Source organism: Streptomyces sp. NPDC007896 (assembly GCF_042959425.1).
Taxonomy (GTDB): Bacteria; Actinomycetota; Actinomycetes; order Streptomycetales; family Streptomycetaceae; genus Streptomyces.
This window is the reverse complement of record NZ_JBIBKX010000001.1, coordinates 1,555,282-1,580,369: the sequence shown is the minus strand read 5'-3', so window position 1 is coordinate 1,580,369 and position 25,088 is coordinate 1,555,282. Positions and strand designations below refer to the sequence as shown.

Genomic DNA, 25,088 nt, shown 5'->3' with positions numbered 1-25,088 from the left:
ATACTGGTCCCCATGACCCGCCTGATCCTCGCCACCCGCAACGTCGGAAAGATCACCGAGCTGAAGGCGATCCTCGCCGACGCCGGTCTCGCCCATGACCTCGTCGGCGCGGACGCCTACCCGGACATCCCCGACGTCAGGGAAACCGGCGTCACCTTCGCCGAGAACGCCCTCCTCAAGGCCCACGCCCTGGCCCAGGCCACCGGCCTGCCCGCCGTCGCCGACGACTCCGGCCTCTGCGTGGACGTCCTGAACGGCGCCCCCGGCATCTTCTCCGCCCGCTGGGCGGGACGGCACGGGGACGACAAGGCCAACCTGGACCTGCTCCTCGCCCAGCTCTCGGACATCGCCGACGAGCACCGGGGCGCCCACTTCGCCTGCGCGGCGGCGCTCGCCCTGCCGGACGGCACGGAGCGCGTCGTCGAGGGCCAACTGAGGGGCACTCTGCGCCACACCCCCACCGGCACCAACGGCTTCGGCTACGACCCCATCCTCCAGCCGGAGGGCGACACCCGAACCTGCGCCGAACTCTCCCCCGAGGAGAAGAACGCGATCAGCCACCGGGGGAAGGCGTTCCGGGGGCTGGTGCCGGTGGTTCGGGAGTTGCTGGGCTGAGAGAGCCTACGAGAACGGCCTGCGTATCTTTCGATTCGCAGGCCGTTTGCTGTGCGGCGGAAGGGATTCGAACCCTCAAGCCGTTTCACGGGCCACAGATCCTAAGTCTGCTGCGTCGCCGTTGCGCCACCGCCGCTAGCCGCCTGCCATCGTACCGGGAGTCGCCCGCCGCCTTCTGCCTCCCCCGCACCAGGTGCTTGTGATCGCGTGGCAGTGGGGACACAGCAACCGCAGATTCTCACGCCGGTGCCGGGGCGACCGGACATGGCGTCCGACGTGTGGATCTCGTTCCGACGCGGCCCTGCGGGAAGCGGTCGCGGGTAGCCTTCGGCGGGTGACCGTGGAGTTCGACGTGGGTGCCGAATGGGCGGCCGTCGAGGACCGGGCGGGGGCCTGGCGCTTCGTCGAGGGCTTTGCCCGGTACTGGTGTGAGCCGATCAGTGCCCGTGACGGCTGTTCGTACGAGGAGTTGACCGATGCCGAGTACCGGCTCCGCTCGCCGCTGCCGATTGCCCTGTGGGATGTGTACGGGCTGCTCGGGAGGCGTGCGGACCTGACCGGCGTGCAGGATCCGCTGCTCCCGCTGGAGCAACTGCGCATCGTCGACGGTGCTTTGGTGTTCCGGTTGGAGAATCAGGCGGTCGCCGAGTGGGCCGTTCGGCAGGAGGACCTGGAGAAGGACGATCCGCCCGTGGTCTTCCGGCGTACGGACGGCGGCGCACATGACTGGTCCCCCTTCCTCGACCGCTTCTCCCTCGCCTGCGTCGAGATGGTGCTGTCCGAGTCCGTACTCGCCCATGACGAGAAACGCGCGGACAATCGCCCCCTCGAAGAGAGCGAAACCCTCGACGCGCCGCCGGCGGGGTTCGAGCGGCTGTCCTTGCCCGACTACCCGATGTGGGCCGTCGACGCAGCCGTGGTCCGCTGGTTCTCGTCCCCCGACGCCCTGCTCCGGGTGGACGCCGGTGACTGGCTGTGGGTCCTCGGCCGGACCGCGCCCGCCCTGGACGCGGTCCGCGCGCTTCTCCCCGGTGACTGGATCAACCGGCCGTTGTGAGGAGCCCCGCGCCCGGTCAGTGCCCCGAGGTCACCTTCAGGCCCACCACCGCCACCAGGAGCAGACAGACGAAGAAGATGCGGGCGGCGGTCGCCGGTTCGCCGAGGACGAGCATGCCCAGTACCGCCGCGCCGGCCGCGCCGATGCCGACCCAGACGCCGTAGGCGGTGCCGATGGGGAGGGACTTGGCGGCGTAGGAGAGGAGGACCATGCTCGCGATGATGCCCGCGCCGGTGAGGACGCTGGGGACGAGGCGGGTGAAGCCGTCGGTGTACTTCATGCCGATCGACCAGCCGACTTCGAGCAGACCGGCGACGAGCAGCAGGATCCAGGCCATGAGAGGCACCTCCGTGAGTGATCAACAGGGGTGCGTCGTCTTTGCCTGGGAGCTCTTTCGCTCTCCGCCCGGTACGGCGCGTCTCGTCGGGGTCCTTCCAACGCCTTCCACGGTAGCAAAGCACAGGCAAAAGGGGCTGGTGACCATGGTCACCAGCCCCGTCGGTTCAGCTGCGCCCTACAAATACAAGCCGGTCGAGTCCTCGGAGCCCTCGAAGCGGTCCGCCGCCACGGCGTGCAGATCGCGCTCGCGCATGAGCACGTACGCGATTCCCCGCACCTCGACCTCGGCCCGGTCCTCGGGGTCGTAGAGGACACGGTCGCCCGGTTCCACCGTCCGTACGTTCTGCCCGACCGCGACGACCTCGGCCCAGGCGAGGCGTCGGCCGACGGCCGCCGTCGCGGGGATCAGGATGCCGCCGCCGGAACGCCGCTCGCCCTCGGCGGCGTCCTGCCGCACCAGCACGCGGTCGTGCAGCATCCGGATGGGCAACTTGTCGTGGTGGGGGGTCTTCTTGTCCCGATTGGCGCTCACGTCCAGAACCTACCTGCCTTTGAGTCGTCCGTCCGCAGCCGGGTCGCGCCCGGCCGAGTCGAGTCGAGCCGATCGGGCCGGGGCTGAGTCGAGTCGAGCCGATCGGGCCGGGGTCGAGCCGATCAAGTCGGAGCCGAGCCGGGGTCGAGCCGTTGTCAGCGCTTGCGGCGCCGTGAGCCCGCCACCATCAGGCCCACGAACCCGACCGCGACGAGTGCGAGGGGCACGATGCGCTCCAGGCGCGGCGCGCCGTCCTCGGTGACGAACTGCCCCTTCACATCGCCGACCACCCGGTTCACGCCGACGTAGGCGCGGCCGAGCGTGTGGTCGATCTGGGAGGCGACCTTGGCCTTGGCGTCCCCGACGATCGTCTTCGGGTGGACGCGCACGCCGAGCTCGTCGAGCGTCTCGGCGAGTGTTTCGCGGCGGCGCTTGATGTCCGCCTCGATCTGCGCCGGAGTCCTGGTATCCGACGTTCTCGACGTATCCGACACCGCGCTGCCTCCGTGGTCGTGTTCCGATCTCTGCCTCTGTGCCGTCGACAGTCTGTCAGCTCGGGCCGCCGCTCACCCCTCGGCACCCCCATTACGCTCGTTCCCGTAGTTCCGTAAGCATTCACCCCGGCCACGTGAGGTACCGATGAGCGAGCGACTCCAGCCCGGCGACACCGCCCCCGCCTTCACCCTGCCCGACGCCGACGGCAACGAGGTCTCCCTCGCCGACCACAAGGGCCGCAAGGTCATCGTCTACTTCTACCCGGCCGCCCTGACCCCCGGCTGCACCAAGCAGGCCTGTGACTTCACGGACAACCTCGACGTGCTGGCCGGTGCCGGGTACGACGTCATCGGCGTCTCCCCGGACAAGCCCGAGAAGCTCGCGAAGTTCCGCGAGAAGGAGTCCCTGAAGGTCACCCTGGTCGGCGACCCCGACAAGACCGTCCTGGAGGCGTACGGCGCCTTCGGCGAGAAGAAGCTGTACGGCAAGACGGTTGTCGGCGTCATCCGCTCCACGGTGATCGTGGACGAGGAGGGCAAGGTCGAGCGGGCGCTGTACAACGTCAAGGCGACCGGGCACGTGGCGAAGATCATCAAGGATCTGGGGATCTGAGTCCCGGCGCGGGTCACTGCGCGGATCACTGTTTTCGTGACGTCAGTCCGCTCAGTGGCCCCGCTCCCGCGGTCGTCCCCGCCGTACCGCCGCCGTCCGTGGTCCCGCCCGACGGGGCCGCGGTGTCGCCGCCGGTGGTGGTGCCCGCGTCCGTCGTGCCGCCGGTGGTCGTCCCGTCGGTCGTGCCGCCCCCGGTGGTGGTGCCGCCGTCCGTCTGGCCCTGCGTCTGACCTTGGGTCTGACCCTCCGTCTGGCCCTGGGTCTGGCCGTCCGTCTGGCCCTGGGTCTGCCCCTGGGTCTCGTCCGAGGGCGGGCTCTGGGTGGCCGTCCCGCCGGTGGTCTGGCCCCCGTTGTCCTGGCCGCCGGTGCCGGGGGTCTGGTCGGTGGGGCCGGTGCTCGGGAGCTGCTGCTCCTCCGCGCCCGGCTGGAGCTGGAGGTCGAAGTCCTTCGCGCTGCTGCCCTTGAGCGCGGCCTTCGTGTACTGCGCCCAGATCTGCGCCGGGTAGCCGCCGCCGTTGATGCGGGCCTGGCCGAGGGCGCCGTAGAGCGACTCGTGGGTGCCGGTGTCGGGGTCCTGGCCCATGACGGAGACGACGGTGGCGAGGTCGGGGGTGTAGCCCGCGAACCAGGCCGCCTGGTCCTCCTCCGCGGTGCCGGTCTTGCCCGCGGCGGGCCGGCCGGCGGCCAGCGCGGCGGTACCGGTGCCGCCCTCGACGACGCTCTGCAGGATGGACGTGGTGGTGTCGGCGGCCTCCCGGGTCACCGCCTGCTCGGTGTCCTGCTTGGGCAGGCTCACGGCCGACGTGCCGTCCTTGGTGACCTTCTCGACGAGCGTGTACGTGCCGTGCTCGCCGTGGTTGGCGAGTGTCGCGTACGCCTCCGCCATGTCGAGGACGCTGGCCGTGGACGGGCCGAGCGCGATGGACGGGGTGGCGGTCAGGTCGGGGGTGTTGGAGGGGATGCCGAGGGCTTCGGCGGTCTGCTTGACCTTGCCGGGGCCGACGTCGACGGCCATCTGCGCGTACACCGCGTTGACGGACTTGTCGGTGGCGGTGCGTACCGTGATGGGCCCGTACGAGCGGTTGTCCTCGTTCTCGGGCGCGTACGAGCCGCCGCTCCAGCCCTGCACGGGGCGCTTGTTGGTGCCGTCGTAGACCGTGTTCGGGGTGATCGTGCGGCCGTCCTGCGTCTGCGAGCCGTTCTGCACGGCCGAGGTGAACACGAGCGGCTTGAAGGTGGAGCCGACCTGGTAGTCACGGCGTGTCGCGTTGTTGACGTACTGCTTGGTGTAGTCGATGCCGCCGTACATCGCGACGACCTTGCCGGTGGCCGGGTCGATGGAGACGCCGCCGGCGCGGACGTACCGGTCGACCTTGCGGTTCTTCTTGTCGAGGTTCGACATCACCTGGTTGTCGACGGCCTTGACGAAGGCGTTCTGCCGGGACTTCTGGAGGGTGGTCGTGATGCGGTAGCCGCCGGTGGTCAGGGTGTCCTCGTCGATGATCTTGTTCGAGACGAGGTAGTCCTTGACCGCCTGCACCAGGTAGCCGCGCTGGCCCGACATGGCGGCCGCGACCACTTCCTGCTTGGGCTGCGGGAACGTGACCTTGGCCCGGTCCGCCGGGGTCAGCCAGTTCTTCTTGACCATGCCGTCGAGGACGTAGTTCCAGCGGGCGAGCGCCGCGGACTTGTTCTCGGGGTGCGCGACCACGTCGTACTCGCTCGGCGCGTTCAGGAGCGCGGCGAGGTAGGCACCCTGACCGATCGTCAGGTTCTTGGCGTCGACGCCGTAGTACGCCTGGGCGGCGGCCTGGATGCCGTACGCGTTGCGGCCGTAGTAGCTGGTGTTGAGGTAGCCCTCGAGGATGTCGTCCTTGCTCTTCTGGCGGTCGAGCTTGATGGAGATGAAGAACTCCTTCACCTTCCGCGTGGCGGTCTGCTCCTGGCCCAGGTAGTAGTTCTTCACGTACTGCTGGGTGATCGTCGAACCGGACTGCCTGCCCTTGCCGGTGGCGGTGTTCCAGCCGGCGCGGATCATCGCCTTGGGGTCGACGGCCGACTCGGTGTAGAAGTCGCGGTCCTCGGCGGCGAGTGCCGCGTGCTGGGCGTCCTTGGAGATCTGAGCGAGCGTCACGTTCTCGCGGTTGACCTCGCCGTCGCGGGCGAGCTGGCTGCCGTCCGCGTACAGGTAGACGTTGCTCTGCTTGGTCGCGGCGGCGTTCGCGGGCGGGATCTTGACCAGGTAGTAGCCGAGTGCGAACAGGCCGATCGCGAGCAGTATCGCGCCGAGGAACGTGCCGAGCACCATCCGCCAGGTCGGGATGAGCCGCCCCCAGCCCGTCCGCTTCCGCCTGGGCTTCTTCCCCGCCTTGCCCGGCATCCCCGGCGCGTCCGTCCCACCCGGATCGCCGTCGCTGCCCGGCCCGCCCGGTGCCGCTTGAGGCGCCGGTTCCGGTTCCCTCGGGGCCCAGCCCTGGCTGCTCTGCTGCGGCTGCGGCTTGTCACTCATCTGTTCGCCGGACTCCTGTTTCGCATCGTACGTTCCCGTACGCCCTCATACGCCTGGTGCGCCCCCTGATGAAGACTGTCGCACCAAGCGTTCCGTTCCCGGATCCCGGCACGTGTCGCGCCTGAAAATGCCTGGCAGGCGAAGCCGGGCGGGGGCTAGGCTCCTGCGCTTCGGCCACAACGGCCCCTTTGACGCAAGGAGGACATCCTCGTGGGGACAGGGCGGTTGTACACGGCCGTCGCGGTGGGCGGGTTCCGGCGCTACGCCACCTATCGGACGGCGACGGCGGCAGGGGTGTTCACCAACACCGTCTTCGGGCTGATCCTGGCGTATGTCTTCATAGCGCTGTGGGACGAGAAACCGCACCTCGGCGGCTATGACCAGGCCCAGGCGCTCACCTATGTGTGGCTCTCCCAGGCTCTGCTCATGGCGATGGCGACGATGGGCGGCGGCTTCGAGGACGAACTGATCGAGCGCATCCGTACGGGTGACATCGCGATCGACCTGTACCGGCCCGCGGACCTCCAGCTGTGGTGGCTGTCCCAGGACGCGGGGCGGGCCATGTTCCATCTGCTGGGGCGCGGAGTGGTGCCCCTGGCGTTCGGCGCGCTCTGCTTCGAACTGGCGCTCCCCGCCGACCCGCTGACCTGGATCGCGTTCCTGATCGCGGTCGCGCTCGGAGTGGTCGTCAGCTTCTCGCTGCGCTACCTGGTGGCCCTGTCCGCGTTCTGGCTGCTCGACGGGGCGGGCGCGGCGCAGATGTCCATGATCGCGGGTGTCTTCTGCTCGGGGATGATGCTGCCGCTGAACGTCTTCCCGGGCGCGCTGGGCGAGGTCGTACGCGCCCTGCCCTGGTCGTCCCTGGTCCAGGGCCCCGCGGACGTTCTGCTCGGCACCGCGGACCCCCTCGCCACGTACGCCTTCCAGGCGAGCTGGGCGGTGGGGCTGCTGGCCCTGGGCCGGCTGATCCAGTCAGTGGCGACACGGAGGGTGGTGGTGCAGGGTGGCTGACTCGGCGGAGGTACCGGAAACCTCACGGGGCTCAGGGGACTCGGTCACCTCCGGGGAGCCGGTGGCTTCGGCGGTCCTGGGCGCGCCGCAGGGGACGTATGTCCGAGTGCGGGACGGAGTCCGCGCCTACCGGTTGATCGCCGGGATGTGGATCCGCTCCACGATGGCCTACCGCGCCTCCTTCGTGATGACCACCTTCGGGAACTTCGCGGCGACCGCCCTCGACTTCGTCGCCGTCCTGCTGATGTTCTCGCGGGTCGACCGGCTCGGCGGCTACAGCCTGCCCGAGGTCGCCTTCCTGTACGGCATCTCGGCCACCTCCTTCGGGATCACGGACCTGGTGGTCGGCTCGATGGACCGGCTCGGGCGCCGGGTGCGCGACGGCACCCTCGACACGCTCCTCGTACGCCCCGTCCCCGTACTCGCCCAGGTCGCCGCCGACCGCTTCGCGCTGCGCCGCCTCGGCCGGGTCACCCAGGGGCTGCTGGTCCTCGCGTACGCGATCGCCGTGCTCGACATCGACTGGACGCCGCTCAGACTGCTCATGGTCCCGCTGATGCTGCTCTGCGGCGCCGCCATCTTCGCGGCCGTGTTCGTGGCGGGCGGAGCCTTCCAGTTCGTCGCGCAGGACGCCTCCGAGGTGCAGAACTCCTTCACGTACGGCGGCACCACGCTCCTGCAGTACCCGCCGACCGTCTTCGCCAAGGACCTGGTGCGCGGGGCCACCTTCGTGCTCCCGCTGGCCTTCGTGAACTGGCTGCCCGGGCTGTACGTGCTGGGCCGGCCCTATCCGCTCGACCTGCCGACCTGGATCGCCTTCACCCCGCCCCTGATCGCGGCGGGCTGCTGCGCGCTGGCGGGACTCGCCTGGCGGGCGGGACTTCGTTCGTATCGCAGCACGGGGAGTTGAACCGACATGGAAACAGGCCTGATGACGGACCCGGTCAGGGATCCGGTGGGCGACTTCATCGCACTCGACGGCGTCGAGAAGGTCTTCGACGTCCGCAAGAAGACCGGCTTCCTGCGCAGCGAACGGCGCCAGGTACGGGCCGTGGACTCCCTCTCCTTCACCGTGGCGCGCGGTGAGATGGTCGGCTACATCGGCCCGAACGGCGCGGGCAAGTCGACCACCATCAAGATGCTCACCGGCATCCTCACCCCGAGCGCCGGCCGGGTGCGGGTGGCGGGCATCGACCCGTCCCGCGAGCGGACCCGCCTCGCGCAGCGCATCGGGGTCGTCTTCGGGCAGCGTACGACCCTGTGGTGGGACCTTCCGCTGATCGACTCCTACCGCCTGATGCACCGCATGTACCGGATCCCGGACGCCCGTTACCGCGAGAACCTCGACCGTTGTGTCGAACTCCTGGATCTGGAAGCCCTGTTGGACGTCCCGGTGCGCCAGCTCTCACTGGGGCAGCGGATGCGCGGCGACATCGGGGCGGCGCTGCTGCACGACCCCGAGGTCCTCTACCTCGACGAACCCACCATCGGCCTCGATGTGATCAGCAAGGCCAAGGTCCGTTCCTTCCTGCGGGACCTGAACGCCGAGCGCGGCACGACGGTGCTGCTGACCACGCACGACCTCACCGACATCGAGCAGCTGTGCCGGCGGGTGATGGTCATCGACCACGGGCGGCTGATGTACGACGGTCCGCTGACCGGGCTGCACGAGGTGGGGGAGAGCGAGCGGACCCTCGTGGTCGACCTGGAGCGGGAGCTCCCGCCGATCGAGGTGGACTCGGCGCGGGTGGTGAAGGTGGAGGGGCCCCGGCAGTGGCTCGCCTTCCCCGCGACGGCGTCGGCGGCCGAGCTGGTGGCGCGGATCGCGGCCGAATTCCCCCTGGTCGACCTCTCGGTGCGGGAGCCGGACATCGAGGCGGTCATCAGCCGCATGTACGCGGAGAAGGCTCTCTCGTAGGCTGGCTCCCATGACCGAGGATGCCCCTTCCAGGGGAAGCGACGACCAGCGACCGACGCCGCCGGACCCCGGACCCCCGAGCCCGGAGCTCCGGGCCTCCGACGCCGATCGTGAACGAGTCGCCGAACAGCTGCGGGACGCCCTCGCGGAGGGCCGCCTCGACATGGAGGAGTTCGAGGAGCGGCTGGAAGCGACGTTCAAGGCACGGACGTACAGCGAACTGGCGCCGCTCACCCGCGATCTGCCCGGCGTGCACGCCGTGGCCCCGGTCTCCATGGTCAAGCAGCCCGAGGAGAGCGGGAGTTGGGCGGGGCGGATCGTCGGCGGCGAGGGCTCGTCCTCGTGGGGTGTCGCGATCCTGTCGGGCTTCGAGCGCAAGGGCCGCTGGACGGTCCCCAAGCGCTTCAACTCCTTCGCCTTCATGGGCGGCGGTGAGATCGACCTGCGCGAGGCGAACTTCGCGGACCGCGAGGTCGTCGTCAACGTCGTCGCCGTCATGGGCGGCGTGAACGTCATCGTGCCGCCCGGCGTCGAGGTCGTCGTCCGCGGCATCGGCATCATGGGCGGCTTCGACCACCGAGAGGAGGGGCGGGCCGGGGACCCGGGTGCTCCGCGCGTGATCGTCACGGGCTTCGCCTTCTGGGGCGGCGTCGGCGTGGAGCGCAAACTGACCCGTGCCGAGCGGCTGCGCCTGAAGGAGGAGCGCCGCCAGGAGAAGCTGGAGCGCAAGAGCGCCCGCAAGGAACTGGAGGGCTCACGGCGGGACGGCCTCGGCGACATGTTCGACGCCCTGGACGACGCCCACGACCTCATCCGCGAACGCCACGAGGAACGCAGGGAGCGCCAGGAGGAGCGCCGGGAACGGCACCGGGAGCGCAGGGACGAGCGGCATCGGCGGAGGCACGGCGGCTGGTGAATCCCGGCCAGGTGGAGCGCCCCTTTCAGGGGCGCGGGGCTGTGACATTGGGCGGCTCCGCCGCGGGGGCGCGATCAGCCACAGCGCTGCCGCAGCCGAAAAACGACCGGACCCTACAGCTCCGCAGGCGCCGCCCCCTTCAGATCCCCGAGATCGAACACCTCCGCCATCCGCTCGTACCCCTTGTCGCTGGGGTGCAGATGGTCCCCGGAGTCGTAGTCGGCCCGCAGTCGCCGCGGATCGTACGGATCCCGCAACGCCGCGTCGAAGTCGACGACGGCGTCGTACACCTTCCCCGCCCGGATCTCCGCGTTGACGGCCCGGCGTACGGCGTCACGCGACCGTGAGTACCCGCGGTGCCCGCCGAAGGGCATCAGCGTCGCCCCGACGACCCGCAGTCCGCGCGCATGCGCCCGCCGCACCATCTCCCGCAGTCCGTCGGTGACGGTCGCCGGATCGACCTCACCCTGGTTGCGCAGGATGTCGTTGACGCCGAGGTCGATGACGACGGCCTTGACGTTCGTACGGCCGAGCACGTCGCGTTCGAGACGGTTCAGGCCGCTTGGGTTGTCGGCGGGCCGGCCGAGTCCTTCGGCCAGGACCTGGTTGCCGCTGATGCCCTGGTTGACGACGCTGTAGCGAGGCAGGTCGCCGGAGCCGGCCGCGGCGCGCAGCCGGTCGGCGAGGACGTCCGTCCAGCGGTGGTTGGCGCCCTCCGTGGAGGTGATGCCGTCGGTGATCGAGTCGCCCAGGGCGACGACGGTGCCGACGGATTCGTCGCTCAGTACGTCGAGCGCGGTGAGGTAGCGCCAGTGCGGGGTCTGCTCGGTGTACGCGGTGGCGGTCACGTCCTCGGTGCGGTCGCCCTGGGCGGCGTACGAGATCTGCCGTGCGTGCGGGTGGTAGGTGACCGGGCCGGACGAGGTCGGGGAGTACGTGGTCACGAGGACGTCGGAGTCGCGCGGGACGCGCACGCGCACGGCGTCGCTCATGATCTGCGCTCCGGCCGGGACGATCACGGTGGTGCTGCCGGAGAAGGTGAGACGGCGCATGGTGTCGGCCACCGCCGCCGCGTCGTTCTCGGCCGCGGCGACGGCGATCGAGGCGTGCGTGATGTTCAGCGACTGCTGTCCGTAGAGGTTGGACAGGGTGATGCGGGCTTCGGTGCCGCCGACGTCCGTGTGCACGACGTTGCGCAGGGAGCGGCCCGCCATGCCGTTCGTCTCGGTGCCGGGCTCGGCTCCGGCGGGGGAGGCCGACCAGGTGCCGACCCAGGTGCCGGCGGAGGCGGGGGCGGCCGAGTCGCGCGGGGCGCGGTTGTCGGCGGTGGCGTTGCGGCCGCCGGTACCGTCGTCGGCGGCGACACCCACGTATATGGCTCCGGATATGGCCACGATCACGGCGATGACGGCGGCCAGCAGGGCATAACCATGACGCTTGGTCATGCGGTGCGTGTCTCCTCGGGCGAGGGGAGCCCGAGGCTCCGAAGTGATGATCACATGATGGGGTACGGGGTGGAGAAGAAATCGACGGGACCCCCTCCCGTGGCCTCGAACGACCCTGCGACGCCCCGGAGGTGCCCCTGAGACGCCCCTGAGATTTCCCGGAGGCGGCCCCAGGATTCCCCTGAGTTCCCCCCGCCCGAACAGACGCAGGGAACTCCTGTTCCGTTCCGGGAGTCGGTCAGGAAGGGACAATGTGTACGGAGCCCTCGGACGGCGCGGCGAACGGGTGGAGTGAATGGAACGAACAGAACCGGAAGACGCGGGCGCCGAAGGGCAGCCCGCCCGGTCCGGCGCCTCCGGCAACCGCGCGAGGACCGCCGTCGACCAGGCCGAACGCGCGACGGCCGGCCCCGGCCGGGAGCGGCGCGCGACGACCGAACCCGGCCCGCCGAACCGCGCGATGACGTCGTTCAGCGCCGCCGACGAGGAGAAGCGTCGCGGTGTCCGCCAGATGAAACTGACGGCCACCGGCCTGCTGCTCTTCGTCGCCCTCGTGTACGTCCTCGCGACATGGGCGTCCCACGAGGGCGCCGGCCCCTGGGCCGGCTATGTCGCGGCGGCCGCCGAGGCCGGCATGGTCGGCGCGCTCGCCGACTGGTTCGCGGTCACGGCCCTCTTCCGCCACCCGCTCGGCCTGCCCATCCCGCACACCGCGATCATCCCCACCAAGAAGGACCAGCTGGGCGTCTCGCTCGGCGAGTTCGTGGGCGAGAACTTCCTCTCCTCCGACGTCGTACGACAGCGCCTGCGCGCCGTGGGCATCGGCAGCCGTCTCGGTGCCTGGCTCGCCCAACCGGAGCACGCCGACCGGGTCACCGCCGAGCTCGCCGCCGCGCTCAGAGGTGCCCTGACCGTGCTGCGCGACTCCGACGTGCAGGCGGTGGTCGGAGAGGCGATCACCCGCCGCGCCGACGCCCAGGAGATCGCGCCCGGCATAGGGAAGATGCTGGAGAAGATCGTCGCGGACGGCGGCCACAAGCGGGTCGTTGACCTGGTCTGCATCCGCGCCCACGACTGGCTGGTGCTCCACGACGAGCAGGTCATGGACGCGATCCAGGGCGGCGCGCCCGGCTGGACCCCGCGCTTCGTCGACAAGAAGGTCGGCGAGCGGGTCTACAAGGAGCTGCTCCGCTTCGTCACCGAGATGCGCGACGCCCCCTCCCACCCGGCCCGCGGCGCCCTCGACCGCTTCCTCACCGACTTCGCCTCCGACCTCCAGTCCGACACCGACACCCGCGCGCGCGTGGAGCGCCTGAAGGGTGAGGTGCTCGGCCGCGGCGAGGTCCAGGACCTGATCGCCTCCGCCTGGACGGCCGTACGGTCCATGATCGTGTCCGCCGCCGAGGACGAGCGCAGCGAGCTGCGGCTGCGCGTGCGGGCCTCCCTGCTCTCGCTGGGCGCCCGCATGGCCACCGATCCCAAGCTCCAGGCCAAGGTGGACCGGTGGGTGGAGGGCGCGGCGGTGTACGTGGTGACGACGTACCGGACCGAGATCACCTCCCTCATCACCGACACGGTGGCCGGCTGGGACGCCGAGCACACGACCAGGAAGATCGAGGCCCACATCGGCCGTGACCTGCAGTTCATCCGGATCAACGGCACGGTGGTGGGCTCGTTGGCCGGGTTGCTGATCTTTACGGTGTCGCGGATCGTGGGGGCGTAGATCCCTCTCGGGAGGGCGTGACCGCACTCGGGCGGGCGTAGGCAGTGCTCCGGAGGGAACCCGGGCAGGCGTCGCTCGGCGAGGAGGGAGCCTCATGTCCACCGTTGAGGAAAAGGGCCGGGGGGAAGGCCGGGATCAAGGCGGGGGCCGGGTCACCACCGCCGTTCCCGCTCGTCTCGACCGCCTCCCCTGGTCACGCTGGCACTGGACCGTGGTGATCGGCCTCGGCACGGTGTGGATCCTCGACGGACTGGAAGTCACGGTCGTCGGCAACATCGCCGGACGCCTCTCCGAGCCCGGCAGCGGCCTGCCGATCACCTCCGCGCAGGTCACCGGCACCGCGGCCGCCCTCTATGTCGCCGGCGCGTGCGTCGGGGCGCTGTTCTTCGGCCGCCTCACCGACCGCTTCGGCCGCAGGAAACTGTTCATGGTCACCCTGGCGGTGTATCTGGGGGCCACGGCCCTGACCGCCGTCTCCTTCGAGCCCTGGTGGTTCTTCACCTTCCGCTTCCTCACGGGCTTCGGCATCGGCGGCGAGTACGCGGCCATCAACTCCGCGATCGACGAGCTGATCCCCTCCCAGTACCGCGGCCGGGTCGACCTGATCATCAACGGCAGCTTCTGGCTGGGCGCGATCGGCGGCTCCCTGCTGTCGATCGTCGCGCTGGACACCGACCTCTTCCCGGCGAACATCGGCTGGCGGCTCACCTTCGCCCTCGGCGTGGTCCTCGGCCTGGTCATCCTCCTCGTACGCCGCAATGTCCCGGAGAGCCCACGGTGGCTGCTGATCCACGGCAGACAGGAGGAGGCCGAGCAACTGGTGGACTCGGTGGAGGAACGGGTCCGCGCCGACCTCGGCGGCCGCGAACTGCCGCCTCCCGCCGGGGAGATCACCATCCATCAGCGCAAGAGCATCGGCTTCCTCACCATCGCCCGCACGGTCTTCGCGACCTACCGCAAACGCGCCGCGCTCGGCCTCTCCCTCTTCATCGGCCAGGCGTTCCTCTACAACGCGATCACCTTCGGCTTCGGCGCGATCCTGACGAAGTTCTACGACGTCCCGGCGGGCGCCACCGGCTACTACTTCGCCGTGATCGCGTTCGGCAACTTCCTCGGCCCGCTGCTGCTGGGCAAGCTCTTCGACACGGTCGGCCGCCGCCCGATGATCTCGTCGACGTACCTGCTCTCCGGGCTGCTGCTGTTCGGCACGGCCTGGCTGTTCGGCCGGGGCTCGCTGAGCGCGGTGACCCTGACGGCCTGCTGGTGCGTGGCCCTCTTCTTCGCCTCGGCGGGCGCGTCGAGCGCCTATCTCACCGTCTCCGAGATCTTCCCGATGGAGACCCGCGCGATGGCCATCGCCTTCTTCTACGCCATCGGCACGGCGGCCGGCGGCATCAGCGGACCGCTGGTCTTCGCGAACCTCACCCAGTCCGGCGTGGTCGGCGACACCGTGCTGGCCTTCCAGATCGGCGCGGGCCTGATGTGCGCGGCGGGGCTGGTCGCCGCGTTCCTGGCGGTGAAGGCCGAACGACGCTCGCTGGAGGACATCGCGACCCCGCTGTCGGCGACGGCACCCGCCGACTCCGCCTGAGTACAGGAACCTGATCACGGGAACCTGAGTACGCGTACTCTGTCGGCCCGCCGCCCGGGCGGGGACCCTCGTACGCATGACCGAGAAGCTGTTAGGCCCTCTGCGAACGCGCCCCTGGCCGGAACGCTGGCTGACGCGCGTGCTCGGCGCCGCCCTCTCCGGCGCGGCGTACCTCCTCTGCCTCCCCTGGGACCTGCGCAACCGCCCCGGAGCGACCGGGTCGATCACTGAGACGACCTCGATGACCGTCCTCGGCGCCGTCCTCCTCGGCGTGGCCCTGCTGCTCCTGGCCGCCTACCTCGGCCGCCGGGACGCGCTGGCCTGGCCCCTGCTGCTGGTGGCGGGGCCGCCGGCCGCACTGATGTACGTCTCCTTCCACTCCCACCCGGAGCCCCCGGACGCGGCGGTCTGGCCGCTCACCTGGGCCTTCTTCACGCTGGTGGTCGCGGCGGGGGTGCTGATCGCGACGGCGGTGGCGAGGCGGTACCGGGCGGCGGACTGGGCGAAGTCCTCGGGCTCCGGCGACTCCGGCGACTCCTGGGACTCGTCGGACGAGGCGCTCAGCCTCGCCCGGTGGTGGTGACCGTCTGGCGGGGACGGGAGGAGGACTCACGGACCGTTGAAGCGACGATTCACGGACCGTAGAAGTACTGCGAGCCCTTCTCGATGAAGTACGCGGCGTAGATGCGCCCGAGGGCCGGCTTGCCGCGGTACATGCCCACGTACGGGCGGGAGGTGTCGACCACGACGGGCCGTGTCATACAGGCGAACCGGACGCGTTGGCGCTCCTCCGCCCACCGCACGGCGGCCGGGTCGACGCGGTCGCTGACCAGGACGGGGAAGGCGCCGACCCCGTTCTGCAGACCGACGGGCAGGCCGCCCTTGGTGTCCTTGGCGTACTTCGTCACCTGTTCGGTGAAGCCCTCGACGACGGGCACGGTGATCTCCGGAACCGCCGCGGCCACGGTGAACAGATAGAGCTTCGTCGCCATCCAGCGCAGCCGGAAGTCCGACCGTCGCCCCACCAGCACGGGCACCCCGGCCCAGTCCTCCCAGCGGGTGACGCACCCGTCGGCCGTCAGCCGGCCCTCCAGGGTGGCGAGGTAGGCCGCCGGGGCCGAGGGCGTCGACGGATCGTGTGGTCCGTACACCTGTCCATGCATGAGCCGGATCCTAGGGCTAGGCGCCCGTGGTGGACCCCGGTCGGACAATCATCAGGATCGTGACGGTGGCCCAGAGGAGGTTGAAGAGCCCGGTGACCATGGCGAGCCGGGCGGTGTCCCGCGGGCCGACACGGCTCGCTCCGGCGTACGCCGCACCCTGCCCGCCTCCCCCCACGCCTTCCTCTATGGACTCCTCCATGCCCTCTATGCCCTCCATGAGCGCGGTCTGCCGGGGCAGGACCAGCGCGGCGAGGACGACGGCGGCCAGGGCCGTCAGCGCGATCGAGGCGATCAGCCAGGTGTCGCCGAGCACACCCATGTTCTTGGCCGTGGCGAACCCGAACACGGGCACGGCGACGCCGACCGTCGCGTACAGACGGCAGATGCGGTGCAGCACGCGCACGGTGGAGAGGGCCTGGGCGTCTCCGGGCTCGGCGAGCGCCTTGCGCGCACTGGGCGGGAACATGCTGGCGGCGACGGTGACAGGCCCGACGGCGACGATCGCGGCGAGGACGTGCACGGCGAGAAGGAACTTGTTCACGGGCTGACGCTAGGGGTGCGCGCGATCTTGCAGAAGTGGCACTTCTGCCAGGGTCCAACGGATTCTCGCCACCCGCCGCGCCACAGGGAAGCGGCGGCCCGATCGCGGCACTACGAGGACTACGGCACTGTAGGCGCCCTACGAGGCTACGAGCCCCCCTTGGCCACAATCCGCCGTATGCCTACGCTCTGGCCATGCACACCGTGGCCGTACTGGCGCTCGACCAGGTCATCCCGTTCGACCTCTCCGCCCCGATCGACACCTTCGGCTGGGCCCGGCTGCCGGACGGACGGGAGCCCTACCGGATCCGGGTCTGCTCGCCCACGGCGGACGAGGAGGTGAGCGCGGGCCCGTTCATGATCCGCGCCCCCTACGGCCTGGAGGCGCTGGCCGAGGCCGACACGATCATCCTGCCCGGCGTCGCGAACCCGGCCGCCCCGCTCCCGCCGGGCGTGACGCAGGCGCTGCGCGCGGCGGCCGCGAACGGCACCCGGATCGCCTCGATCTGCGTGGGCGCCTTCGTCTTCGCCGCCACCGGCCTGCTGGACGGGCTGCGCGTCACCACGCACTGGGTCGCGGCGCAGAACCTGGCGGCCAGGTACCCCGCCGTGACCGTCGACCCGAACGTCCTCTACGTCGACAACGGCCAGTTCCTCACCTCGGCGGGCGCGGCCGCCGCTCTCGACATGTGCCTGCACATGATCCGCCAGGACCACGGTTCGGCGGTCGCCGCGCACGCGGCGCGGATGTCGGTCATGCCGCTCGAACGGGAGGGCGGCCAGGCCCAGTTCATCATCCACGACCACCCCCCGGTACCGGCCGGCGCCACGATGGAGCCCCTCCTCGCCTGGCTGGAGGAGAACGCGGAGCGTGAGCTGACCCTGGAGGACATCGCCGCCCATGCCGGCATGAGCACCCGTACGCTCAACCGCCGCTTCCGCGACCAGACCGGCACCACACCGCTCCAGTGGCTGTACCGCGCCCGGGTCCGCCGCGCCCAGTACCTCCTGGAGACGACCACGTACCCGGTCGAACGCGTCGCGGCCCAGGCGGGGTTCGGTTCACCGACGGCGTTCCGGGAGCGGTTCAAGCGCGTGGTGGGGACGAGCCCGTACGCGTACCGCCGGGCATTTCAGGTGACGGGACCCTCGGTCACGCTCTCGGCCTCGGGCGCGGCCTCGGCCTCGGGCGCGGAGTCCGTGTCCGCCGCCGCGGCCTCGTAGGCGCGCAAGGTGTCGATGACCAACTGCCGCTGATCGGGGGTCAGCGGTTCCAGCGCCTGACGCCAGGCGGTGGCTCCGCGCGCCAGCCACGCGGAGATGGAGGGCCGTTGGGCGTCGGTGATGCTGACGATGCGTCGCCGGCGGTCGGCCGGGTCTTCCCGCCGCTCCAGGATTCCCTTCCCGCTCAGCTCGCCGACCATGAGGCTGACGGTGGTCGGCGCGACTTCGAGGCGGGCGGCGAGGTCGTTCACCGTCAGAGGGCCGTCGAAGAGCAGGTACGACAGCAGCGACAGGTGTCGCGGAGCGAGCGCCAGCGACTGGAGCTCCTCGGGCACCGGGATGCGCTTGGCCCGCCCGACCATGCGAGGCATGAGCAGCAGCAGCGCCCTGACGGCGTCGTCGACGCTCGTTGACATCGTCCATCCCTCTAATTAGCTGTGAGGGCAAAGATGCTTTGCCCTCAAAGGGAACCTGGCGTCATGGTACCGATCCACGCGAACGGAGATCCCTCATGCCACACCTCACCGTGCAGATCCGCGAGGAGACGCTCGACGGAGACGTCGAACCGAAACTCGTCCGGGCGCTGACCGACGCGGTGGCCGCCGTGGTCGGGGAGTGGGCGCGTACGGTCGCGGTCGTGGAACTGTTCGGCGTCCCCGAGCACCGCTGGGGAACCGCGGGCATACCCGGCAGGGCACCCGCACCGCTCGTCACGCTCACCCTGCGTGAAGCGGGCCTGACCCACCCTCAGATCCCCGACGCGCCCGCCCGCTTGATCAGGTCCCTGACGGAAGCGGTGACCACGGTCCTCGGTGAGTCCGTACGGGAGCACGTCTCCGTGTTGATCGTGGGTGTCCCGGCCGGACGCTCGGGGGTGGGCGGGGAAGCCGCCTGACCCGGTGCCGACACAGTCGGCCCAGGAAAGGACCGCCGACGGGCTCAGCGCGAGGGGCGGGCCCGGCGGCGACCGTCGTACGTACTCAGGCCCGTACCGTCCTCAGGCCAGTACCGTCGCGTACTCGCTCAAGCCCGCCGGTCGGCCACGGCCCAGGAGGCGAGGGCCACGGCACCGGCGACGCCGAACACGGAGGGCCAGGCGCCCACCTTCTTGGCCAGCGGGTGGGACCCGGCGAAGGCGGCGACGTACGCGACGGTCAGCACCCCGGCAGCCTTCCCGCCGGCCTGCCGACGCCACTGCTGCGCGGCCGTGGCCCCGGCGGCGGCCAGCACCACCCCGCCGAGCTGCCGCTTCTTGGTCCACCGGGCCACGCCGTACCCGCCGATGAGCCCACCCGCGGCCACCGCCGCGGCCGGTACCTTCGCCATTGCTGCCTCCCGCTCCTGCCTGCGTCTGTCGAACAAACCGAGGCTAACGCGCACGAACGGACGCCCGACGACCGCCCTACCTCCGCCCTACCTCCGCGCTACCCCCGGGCGACCGTGCGGGGACTGTTGTAGGCGGACACGCTGAGCGCCGGACGGTTCGACGGCAGCGCGTGAGCCGGCCAGGACAAGGTGACCGTCCGCGACTCGCCGGGCAGCAGCCAGAGATAGTTGTCGCTGTACAGCGTCGGCAGGACGCGGTCACCGCTGTGATCGTCCAGCAGTGACATCCGGACCATCGGGGCGAGGGCCGACCCACGGTTCTTGACGACAGCGGTCAGTTCACGCCGGGTACCGGAGCGCGACACGCGGGTGATCGAGGCCGAGAGCCTGACCTTCGGGAGGTCGTTGAGTGCCTTCATCGCGGCCGGAGTCCGATGGCGCCAGTAGGTATTGGCCGAGAGCGTACGACCCGCGTGGTCCTCGAGGGTCAGACGCAGCAGGTGCAGATCGGGCAGGTCGTCGCTCCAGTCCACGGCGAAGGAGCGGGTGGTGGCGGCCGACGCGACATCGACCACGGCCTTCCTGGTCCCGCCGACCTGGCGACCGGTGAGGTCGTGGATCCGGGCGGTGACGGTCGCGCCCTCGACCGCGCGGCGCGTGTGGTTCACCACGAGGAGCTGCCATTTCAGCGGGTCGGCCTGGACGTGCAGGGGCTCGCAGGCGGTGCGGGCACCGTAGTAGGTGCCGTTGACGTCGAAGTCGTAGTCATAGGTCTGCCAGACGGTGCTGTGCCAGGCGGGGTGGGACATCCACAGCATGAGGCCGCTGGCGTCGTCCCACAGGTGGGCGTTCCACGCCTCGAACATGCTGCGCGCGTTCTCGTAGTTGACGAACTGCGCCTTGCGGGCGAAGTCGTCGAGGCCCGTCGCGGTGCCCAGGCGCGCCTCGATCGCCGCCCGGTACTGCTGCGGAGCCTGATTCCCGCGTTCACTCCAGTCGTGGTAGTACCACGCTCCGCCTATCGGCCACTCCTTCTCGTCGCCCACCAGATTGCGCATGCTCTCGGCGGTGGAGACGACCGGCATGCCGATCTCGGTGTGGAACCCGAAGCTGTTGCTGCCGTAGGTCGACGGGTCGTAGTACTTCTCGGGCTCCACCCAGTTGTAGGGGCCGCCGCCGGTGATGATGCCTCCGGCGGAGTTGTTCTGGTAGAGGATGCCCGGGGCCTGTTGCTCGACGGCGTCGCGCATGCCCTTGTCGATGGCGGCCGGCGGGTCGCCCTCGTTGGCGCCGCACCACACCACCACACAGGGGTGGATGCGGTAGCGCAGTACGGTGTCGCGCGCGATCGCGTTGAACGCGTCATGGTCCGGCGGGTCCATGGCCCAGGCATTGGGGAAGTCGTTCCACACCAGGATGCCGTGTTCGTCGCAACTGGCGTAGAACTCCTCCCGGTTGATGCTGCCGACCCAGTTGCGGATCATCGTGAAGTTCATGTCGCGGTGCATGCGCACCGCCGCGTCCATCCGCTCGGCCGGCATCCGCCGCAGCAGTTCGTCCCAGCCCCAGTTGCCGCCCCGGGCCAGCACCCGTACGCCGTTCACGCTGATCTTCAGCGGCACGGGGCTGTTGTCCACGGACTTCACGTCCGTCCAGGTGTCACCGTCGGACGACACCTGGATGACGTACGTCTTCGGATAGGCCTGCTCCCACAGGATGGCCACGCGGTCGAAACTCTGGGCGGAGCCGAGGTCGACCTGGATCCACTGGTGGTCCTCGTACTGCGACGACCACCGGCTGTCGGGGCTGCCGTCGGTGGCGGCGGCGGCCGGATGGTCGGACTCCTCCGTGGAGGCCGTGGCCGCCTTGTGCAGGGCCAGGTCGGTGCCCGGACGGGAGCTGTCGATCACCGACAGGGACCAGAGGGAGTTGCCCCAGCTGGTGTGGCGCACACCGCAGTTGATCCGCACGAAGCGGGCCGTGCGGGCGGTGAAGTCCTCCACCTGCAGGCTCGCCCGGTCGGTGTTGAACGGCAGCGGTACGGCGGTGTTGTCCACGGACTTCACGTCCGTCCAGGTCGAGTCGTCCGTGGACACCTGGACCACGTACGTCCGGGCGTAGGCCTGCTCCCACACGAGATCGACGCCGTCGAAGGACTGCGAGGACCCCAGGTCCACACGGATCCACTGATCGTCCTGGTAGGCCGAGGACCAGCGGGTGCCGGGGTCACCGTCGGTGGCGTTGCCGGGGCCGTGGTCGTCGCCGTCCGTCGTGGAGGAGGTGGCGCTCGCATGCAGGGCGAGGTCGGTGCCCGGCCTGGCGCTGTCGGTCACGGACAGGGTCCACAGGGAGTTGCCCCAGTCCGTGGCCCTGGTCAGGCACCTGACCCGCACATACCGGGCCTGCTGCCTTCCGACCTCCAGGGACTGGGCGCAGGCGTCACCGGACGAGGTGAAGGGCAGCGGCACGTCGTACTCGTAGCCGAACTGGCGGATACCGAAGCGGGTGGTGCGCCGGTCGCTCTGCGTCCCGTCGACCGAGGCGGCCAGGGTGAGGTCGTGAAGGTCGGGGCTGCCGAGCCCGTTGGGCCACCACAGTGCGGGGTTGCGCAGCCGCAGCCGGCTGAAGGCGTCCGGAGCGAAGGTGACGTCGACGCTCCGGCCGGCCGGGACGGTGACGGCCTTGGAGACACGTAGGTCGCCGAAGGACGCGGAGACGGTCGTGGTGTGCTCGGCCGCATCGGCGTTGCGGACCGGGACGGTGATGGTGAGTTCGGCGACGGAGGTGTCGGGCAGGTTCGGCAGAACCGTGTCCACCCGGGGGTCGCCGATGACCACGGGACCCGTGGATCTCAGCCGGACATGGTTCCAGATCCCCGAGACCCGGTCCCGTACGGCGGGCATCCAGTCCCACCCCGAAGCGGCCAGATACGTGGGCGAGTTGAGATTCATCTGGCCCGCGCCCGCGTCCACCCAGGACTCCCCGGCGGGACCCTTGTCGCCCGGGCTGCCGGGGACGGGCATCGGCGTGATCTTCACGGCCAGCGCGTTCTGGCCCTTCGTCCCCGTCTCGACGATCCACTCCGTCACGTCATGGGCCGAGCGGGCGAACGGGTAGGTGAGCCCTCCCACCTGATGTCCGTTGAGCCAGATGTCGGCCTGATGGTTGATGCCGTCGAACTCCAGCCAGACCCTGCGGCCATGACCGGTGCGCAGGCCGGACGGCAGCTCGAAGTCGCGCTTGTACCACCAGGAATGGCGGGAGAGCGCCTCAGGGATGTGCAGATTGTTCAGACCGGCGACCGGGTCCGGGAGCTTTCCCTGGTCGACGAGTGAGGCGAGGACCGTGCCGGGCACGGTGGCGGGCAGCCAGCCGCTGGTGTCCACGGTCGGCTTCGACAGGTCGGGGCCCTCGCCGTCGGCCCAGTCGTCCAGGGTCAGCCGCCAGCCGGACTCCAGTGGCACCGTGCCGTCCGCCGCGACGGCCAGCCCGGGAGCCTCGCCGTGGTGGATTCCCCAGTCGGTCCAACCGGTGGCCGAGGGCCGCCGCCCGCCGACCGTGCCGTACACCTCGAATCCATTCAGGCCGAGCGGATGGGGACTGGACCGCCGCTGAGCCGTCATCCGCACCCACCGCGCCGTCACCGACCGGGCCAGCGGGATGTCCACCACTCCACCCGTACCGGCGGTCGTGCGGTACACGCTCGTCCAGGAGCTGCCGTCCGTGGACGTCTCGACCACGAAGGCGAGCGCGTAACTGGACAGGATCTCCTTGCCGGTGGTGCCGTCCGCCTTGTTGCCGGTGGCGGGCGGCGTGAAGACCGGATCGCTCGCGTCGGCCTCGAAGGTGAGCCGGACCCGCGTCACCTGGCAGTCGGCCTGAAGATCGACCGAGATCCACTGCGGATCGTCCCCCGCCGCCGCGCGCCATCCGCTGCCCCGGACCCCGGGCGACGCGAGACGGTCGACCACGAACTCGCCCGGAGTCGGCGCGTAGTCCGTCGAGGAGACCTCGACGGGGCGGTAGGCGGCGAGTTCACCGGACGACGCCGCCGCGGTGAGCGCGTCACCGCGCCCGGCGGCCGTGCTCGTCGCCGGGAACAGAGCGTTCAGACCGAACCCACCGAGAAGAGTCGAACCCGTAGTGACCACCGACCGCCGGGAAGGACCGGACGGATCCCGCGGCGCATGTGACTGACCTGCCATGAACGTGAGTCCCATCAGAAAACAGCGCGGCCGACGAACACGCGGTGGCGCCGGAGCCGTGGCATGACAACGTTGCCAGGGGTTGTGACAACGTTGCCAAAGGTGGCCGCGAGCTCAAGCTTCTGTCAAGACCTCTCACACGATCACCGTGTTCTGGCGGCACGATAACTGTGCCCCGATGCGGTCACCACATGCAGAGCAGCAAGTCGCCCTGCGGCCAAGGGAGTCATGAAGCGGATCGCGGAACCTCCGGCGTGCGGCCACAAGGCGTGGCCTTCGCTGAAAGCCATCCGCCGAACCAGCGAACCAGAACGGTTGATCACTCACTCCCGATAAACGGGTGGCGCATTCCTGTACGTATGCCCGGTGGGACTCGTCCAACTGGCGATCCCCGTATGCGGATCCCGCGTCACCCTCCACCCGGGATGGTGGGTCTTCAGCCGGTGATGCCGCCGACACAACGGCTGCAGATTCTCAGGAACCGTCAGCCCACCCGCCTCAGGACGCTCGTGATCGAACGGCTCGACGTGATCGACATCGCAGCGATGCGCAGGCATCCGACAACTGGGAAAGGCGCAGTACTGGTCGCGGGCAATGACCTGCCGCTCGGCATCGGCCGTGGGCCGGTAGGTGGTCGGATCGACTTTCACGAGCAGCCCACTGCCAGGATCGGTAATGAGCCTCCGCCAGATCGTCCCCGGAGCAAAAGCGATCTCCCGCGCCTGCCCTGCGGTGATCGGCCCGTACCCCTTCAGCTCGGCGGGGCCGTCCTCGGCTCCAACCAGAACATCAAGAGGCACCGTGACCTGCACGACGGCAGCAGCGCGCCCCCGCACCGGACTCGCGCAATCTCCCACCACACCATTCCGATTGACCACAAGGTCGTACAACGCGTCGGCACGCTTCTGCGCCAGAGTCCGCCCGTCATTGTCGAACGTGGCCGCATGCGCATCGACGGCCTGTCCCATCTCGGCAGCCTGCTCAGCAGGCAGGACGGCGCCGAAGAGGGCCATCCCATCCTCTCGCGGATAAAGGACAGTCTCCCGATCCGCCTTGCGCCGCCGATGCCGCTCTTCAGCCCCGTCCGGATCGGCCCTATGAATCTGCCGACGCAACAAGGCCCGAGTCTGCCCGACGGCCAACTCCGGCATCTTCGCGACCACGACAGCCTCAACCTGCCCAGCCGTCTCCGGCTCGAGAACCGCACACAATTCCGTGACGGCCTCAGCCTGCAGATAGGAGATCTCCCCACGCTTCAGCAACTCCAGAGTCGCTCGATACCGAGCGCACAGCTGCTGCGCCACATCGAGCCGCCGCGAAGCGGTACCGCCGGCCAGCCGCAAGGCACAAGCCACTTCATCGCTCGTGGCATCCCACTCCCGCAGCAGCCGAGCATCGAACGCCTCACCGGCTGCGGCAGCATCGGTCCCAGAATCCGCGTACTCCCCAATCGCCGCCAGCACCTCGACTTGCATCCCCTGCATCCAGGCAAGATGCCTCTCGAACACAGCCAGGGCATCAATCCGCCCCCGCGCCGAAAGCCGCTCACCGGCCAACTCGACCAGCAACCCCAGGGTCTCCACCGAAGGCGCGCACGACCGCAATTCAGAGATCCACCCATCTGCCACCGCAGACGACACATCGACTTCGGACTCCACCGCAACAGCCACCGCGCTCACCCCCGTCCCCCATGAGAGCGCCGAACCTCACCCACCCACTAGCGGTCCGACCCTTCCATTATCGCTCACGGAGAGTGATATCCCCAGCTCATTGCCGCATTTCATCCGTCAGAATGATCCACCCCGGAACCGGGAACTCCGCCTGTCGCCGGCCAGCCGCCAGCCCACGCAGCGTGTCATCGCAACCG

The 25,088-nt window shown here is 70.0% G+C and carries 23 protein-coding genes, 1 tRNA gene and 1 pseudogene; 12 read left to right on the top strand and 13 right to left on the bottom strand.

All coding sequences use genetic code 11. The features are described from left to right. Positions 1-12: 12 nt before the first annotated feature. A complete protein-coding gene (rdgB, locus tag ACFZDJ_RS06985; RefSeq protein WP_390926865.1) occupies positions 13-615 on the top strand; it encodes an RdgB/HAM1 family non-canonical purine NTP pyrophosphatase in 603 nt (200 codons plus the stop codon). Positions 616-667: 52 nt separating this feature from the next. On the opposite strand, the gene ACFZDJ_RS06980 is transcribed toward rdgB, so the two are convergent. Beyond that, positions 668-751 (bottom strand) — tRNA-Leu (locus ACFZDJ_RS06980). Continuing rightward, positions 751-861, bottom strand: a pseudogene (locus ACFZDJ_RS06975) (HNH endonuclease); the annotation flags it as partial. The pseudogene ACFZDJ_RS06975 and the gene ACFZDJ_RS06980, both read right to left, overlap by 1 nt. A gap of 88 nt (positions 862-949) precedes the next feature. On the opposite strand from ACFZDJ_RS06975, the gene ACFZDJ_RS06970 reads away from it, so the two are divergent. After that, positions 950-1,672 (top strand): hypothetical protein, encoded by a 723-nt coding sequence (locus ACFZDJ_RS06970; RefSeq protein WP_168508907.1) that lies wholly within the window; start codon positions 950-952, stop codon positions 1,670-1,672. A 16-nt stretch (positions 1,673-1,688) separates the two neighbouring features. Here ACFZDJ_RS06970 and sugE read toward each other — a convergent pair whose 3' ends face one another. The 3 genes from sugE to ACFZDJ_RS06955 all read right to left on the bottom strand — a co-directional run bounded on the left by sugE (position 1,689) and on the right by ACFZDJ_RS06955 (position 3,037). After that, on the bottom strand, positions 1,689-2,009 hold the full coding sequence (sugE, locus tag ACFZDJ_RS06965) for a quaternary ammonium compound efflux SMR transporter SugE (RefSeq protein WP_095854410.1): 321 nt from the start codon (positions 2,007-2,009) through the stop codon (positions 1,689-1,691). A gap of 177 nt (positions 2,010-2,186) precedes the next feature. Further along, positions 2,187-2,489, bottom strand: a complete 303-nt coding sequence (locus tag ACFZDJ_RS06960) for a co-chaperone GroES (protein ID WP_187285621.1) — start codon at positions 2,487-2,489, stop codon at positions 2,187-2,189. Between the two features lie 209 nt (positions 2,490-2,698). Beyond that, the gene (locus tag ACFZDJ_RS06955; RefSeq protein WP_391056637.1) at positions 2,699-3,037 is read right to left on the bottom strand and encodes a DUF3618 domain-containing protein; all 339 of its coding nucleotides are present in this window, start codon (positions 3,035-3,037) and stop codon (positions 2,699-2,701) included. 145 nt (positions 3,038-3,182) lie between these two features. Here ACFZDJ_RS06955 and bcp point away from each other — a divergent pair, with 145 nt between their 5' ends. Beyond that, entirely contained in the window at positions 3,183-3,650 is a 468-nt protein-coding gene (bcp, locus tag ACFZDJ_RS06950) for a thioredoxin-dependent thiol peroxidase (protein WP_067379715.1), read from the top strand. Positions 3,651-3,675: 25 nt separating this feature from the next. Here the strand turns inward: bcp and ACFZDJ_RS06945 are convergent, their stop codons facing one another. Next, a complete protein-coding gene (locus ACFZDJ_RS06945; protein WP_391056635.1) occupies positions 3,676-6,159 on the bottom strand; it encodes a transglycosylase domain-containing protein in 2,484 nt (827 codons plus the stop codon). A gap of 210 nt (positions 6,160-6,369) precedes the next feature. Between ACFZDJ_RS06945 and ACFZDJ_RS06940 the strand changes: the two genes are divergently transcribed. From ACFZDJ_RS06940 to ACFZDJ_RS06925, 4 genes are all read left to right on the top strand, one after another. Continuing rightward, complete coding sequence (locus tag ACFZDJ_RS06940) at positions 6,370-7,170, top strand: ABC transporter permease (RefSeq protein ID WP_384911022.1); 801 nt, start codon at positions 6,370-6,372, stop codon at positions 7,168-7,170. 61 nt (positions 7,171-7,231) lie between these two features. Further along, on the top strand, positions 7,232-8,080 hold the full coding sequence (locus ACFZDJ_RS06935) for an ABC-2 family transporter protein (RefSeq protein WP_390926871.1): 849 nt from the start codon (positions 7,232-7,234) through the stop codon (positions 8,078-8,080). Between the two features lie 6 nt (positions 8,081-8,086). Beyond that, a complete protein-coding gene (locus ACFZDJ_RS06930; protein WP_390926873.1) occupies positions 8,087-9,088 on the top strand; it encodes an ATP-binding cassette domain-containing protein in 1,002 nt (333 codons plus the stop codon). A gap of 10 nt (positions 9,089-9,098) precedes the next feature. Beyond that, positions 9,099-10,004, top strand: coding sequence for a DUF1707 domain-containing protein (locus tag ACFZDJ_RS06925; RefSeq protein ID WP_391056632.1), 906 nt, complete (start codon positions 9,099-9,101; stop codon positions 10,002-10,004). 113 nt (positions 10,005-10,117) lie between these two features. Here ACFZDJ_RS06925 and ACFZDJ_RS06920 read toward each other — a convergent pair whose 3' ends face one another. Then, the gene (locus ACFZDJ_RS06920) at positions 10,118-11,449 is read right to left on the bottom strand and encodes a GDSL-type esterase/lipase family protein (protein ID WP_391056631.1); all 1,332 of its coding nucleotides are present in this window, start codon (positions 11,447-11,449) and stop codon (positions 10,118-10,120) included. A gap of 295 nt (positions 11,450-11,744) precedes the next feature. Here ACFZDJ_RS06920 and ACFZDJ_RS06915 point away from each other — a divergent pair, with 295 nt between their 5' ends. The 3 genes from ACFZDJ_RS06915 (at position 11,745) to ACFZDJ_RS06905 (ending at position 15,346) form a co-directional block, all read left to right on the top strand. Then, complete coding sequence (locus tag ACFZDJ_RS06915; protein ID WP_384911036.1) at positions 11,745-13,172, top strand: DUF445 domain-containing protein; 1,428 nt, start codon at positions 11,745-11,747, stop codon at positions 13,170-13,172. A gap of 94 nt (positions 13,173-13,266) precedes the next feature. Next, complete coding sequence (locus ACFZDJ_RS06910) at positions 13,267-14,763, top strand: MFS transporter (protein WP_390926879.1); 1,497 nt, start codon at positions 13,267-13,269, stop codon at positions 14,761-14,763. 76 nt (positions 14,764-14,839) lie between these two features. After that, entirely contained in the window at positions 14,840-15,346 is a 507-nt protein-coding gene (locus ACFZDJ_RS06905; protein WP_391056628.1) for a hypothetical protein, read from the top strand. Between the two features lie 49 nt (positions 15,347-15,395). Here the strand turns inward: ACFZDJ_RS06905 and ACFZDJ_RS06900 are convergent, their stop codons facing one another. Together ACFZDJ_RS06900 and ACFZDJ_RS06895 are read right to left on the bottom strand one after the other, a co-directional pair. Beyond that, entirely contained in the window at positions 15,396-15,926 is a 531-nt protein-coding gene (locus tag ACFZDJ_RS06900; RefSeq protein ID WP_391056626.1) for a levansucrase, read from the bottom strand. Between the two features lie 16 nt (positions 15,927-15,942). Then, the gene (locus ACFZDJ_RS06895) at positions 15,943-16,467 is read right to left on the bottom strand and encodes a DUF2269 family protein (RefSeq protein WP_391056623.1); all 525 of its coding nucleotides are present in this window, start codon (positions 16,465-16,467) and stop codon (positions 15,943-15,945) included. Positions 16,468-16,661: 194 nt separating this feature from the next. Here ACFZDJ_RS06895 and ACFZDJ_RS06890 point away from each other — a divergent pair, with 194 nt between their 5' ends. Next, positions 16,662-17,690 (top strand): helix-turn-helix domain-containing protein, encoded by a 1,029-nt coding sequence (locus ACFZDJ_RS06890; RefSeq protein ID WP_391056620.1) that lies wholly within the window; start codon positions 16,662-16,664, stop codon positions 17,688-17,690. On the opposite strand, the gene ACFZDJ_RS06885 is transcribed toward ACFZDJ_RS06890, so the two are convergent. Beyond that, positions 17,600-18,106, bottom strand: coding sequence for a MarR family transcriptional regulator (locus ACFZDJ_RS06885; protein WP_390926888.1), 507 nt, complete (start codon positions 18,104-18,106; stop codon positions 17,600-17,602). The two genes, ACFZDJ_RS06890 and ACFZDJ_RS06885, sit on opposite strands and share 91 nt — an antisense overlap. 95 nt (positions 18,107-18,201) lie before the next feature. Between ACFZDJ_RS06885 and ACFZDJ_RS06880 the strand changes: the two genes are divergently transcribed. After that, positions 18,202-18,585, top strand: coding sequence for a 4-oxalocrotonate tautomerase family protein (locus ACFZDJ_RS06880; protein ID WP_385369287.1), 384 nt, complete (start codon positions 18,202-18,204; stop codon positions 18,583-18,585). A 128-nt stretch (positions 18,586-18,713) separates the two neighbouring features. On the opposite strand, the gene ACFZDJ_RS06875 is transcribed toward ACFZDJ_RS06880, so the two are convergent. From ACFZDJ_RS06875 to ACFZDJ_RS06865, 3 genes are all read right to left on the bottom strand, one after another. Next, positions 18,714-19,016: a hypothetical protein gene (locus tag ACFZDJ_RS06875; protein WP_351750768.1), complete on the bottom strand. Its 303-nt coding sequence runs from the start codon at positions 19,014-19,016 to the stop codon at positions 18,714-18,716. A gap of 98 nt (positions 19,017-19,114) precedes the next feature. Then, positions 19,115-23,221, bottom strand: coding sequence for a discoidin domain-containing protein (locus ACFZDJ_RS06870; protein WP_391056618.1), 4,107 nt, complete (start codon positions 23,219-23,221; stop codon positions 19,115-19,117). Positions 23,222-23,544: 323 nt separating this feature from the next. Beyond that, entirely contained in the window at positions 23,545-24,891 is a 1,347-nt protein-coding gene (locus ACFZDJ_RS06865) for a DUF222 domain-containing protein (protein WP_391056615.1), read from the bottom strand. Positions 24,892-25,088: the final 197 nt, after the last annotated feature.

What these genes read in the sequence shown, in the direction of transcription:
- rdgB (WP_390926865.1), top strand. Translation starts at nt 13, where the DNA reads ATGACCCGCCTGATCCTCGCCACCCGCAACGTCGGAAAGATCACCGAG.
- sugE (WP_095854410.1), bottom strand. Translation starts at nt 2,009, where the DNA reads ATGGCCTGGATCCTGCTGCTCGTCGCCGGTCTGCTCGAAGTCGGCTGG.
- ACFZDJ_RS06960 (WP_187285621.1), bottom strand. Translation starts at nt 2,489, where the DNA reads ATGCTGCACGACCGCGTGCTGGTGCGGCAGGACGCCGCCGAGGGCGAG.
- bcp (WP_067379715.1), top strand. Translation starts at nt 3,183, where the DNA reads ATGAGCGAGCGACTCCAGCCCGGCGACACCGCCCCCGCCTTCACCCTG.
- ACFZDJ_RS06945 (WP_391056635.1), bottom strand. Translation starts at nt 6,159, where the DNA reads ATGAGTGACAAGCCGCAGCCGCAGCAGAGCAGCCAGGGCTGGGCCCCG.
- ACFZDJ_RS06930 (WP_390926873.1), top strand. Translation starts at nt 8,087, where the DNA reads ATGGAAACAGGCCTGATGACGGACCCGGTCAGGGATCCGGTGGGCGAC.
- ACFZDJ_RS06925 (WP_391056632.1), top strand. Translation starts at nt 9,099, where the DNA reads ATGACCGAGGATGCCCCTTCCAGGGGAAGCGACGACCAGCGACCGACG.
- ACFZDJ_RS06920 (WP_391056631.1), bottom strand. Translation starts at nt 11,449, where the DNA reads ATGACCAAGCGTCATGGTTATGCCCTGCTGGCCGCCGTCATCGCCGTG.
- ACFZDJ_RS06915 (WP_384911036.1), top strand. Translation starts at nt 11,745, where the DNA reads ATGGAACGAACAGAACCGGAAGACGCGGGCGCCGAAGGGCAGCCCGCC.
- ACFZDJ_RS06910 (WP_390926879.1), top strand. Translation starts at nt 13,267, where the DNA reads ATGTCCACCGTTGAGGAAAAGGGCCGGGGGGAAGGCCGGGATCAAGGC.
- ACFZDJ_RS06905 (WP_391056628.1), top strand. Translation starts at nt 14,840, where the DNA reads ATGACCGAGAAGCTGTTAGGCCCTCTGCGAACGCGCCCCTGGCCGGAA.
- ACFZDJ_RS06900 (WP_391056626.1), bottom strand. Translation starts at nt 15,926, where the DNA reads ATGCATGGACAGGTGTACGGACCACACGATCCGTCGACGCCCTCGGCC.
- ACFZDJ_RS06890 (WP_391056620.1), top strand. Translation starts at nt 16,662, where the DNA reads ATGCACACCGTGGCCGTACTGGCGCTCGACCAGGTCATCCCGTTCGAC.
- ACFZDJ_RS06885 (WP_390926888.1), bottom strand. Translation starts at nt 18,106, where the DNA reads ATGTCAACGAGCGTCGACGACGCCGTCAGGGCGCTGCTGCTGCTCATG.
- ACFZDJ_RS06880 (WP_385369287.1), top strand. Translation starts at nt 18,202, where the DNA reads ATGCCACACCTCACCGTGCAGATCCGCGAGGAGACGCTCGACGGAGAC.
- ACFZDJ_RS06875 (WP_351750768.1), bottom strand. Translation starts at nt 19,016, where the DNA reads ATGGCGAAGGTACCGGCCGCGGCGGTGGCCGCGGGTGGGCTCATCGGC.
- ACFZDJ_RS06870 (WP_391056618.1), bottom strand. Translation starts at nt 23,221, where the DNA reads ATGGCAGGTCAGTCACATGCGCCGCGGGATCCGTCCGGTCCTTCCCGG.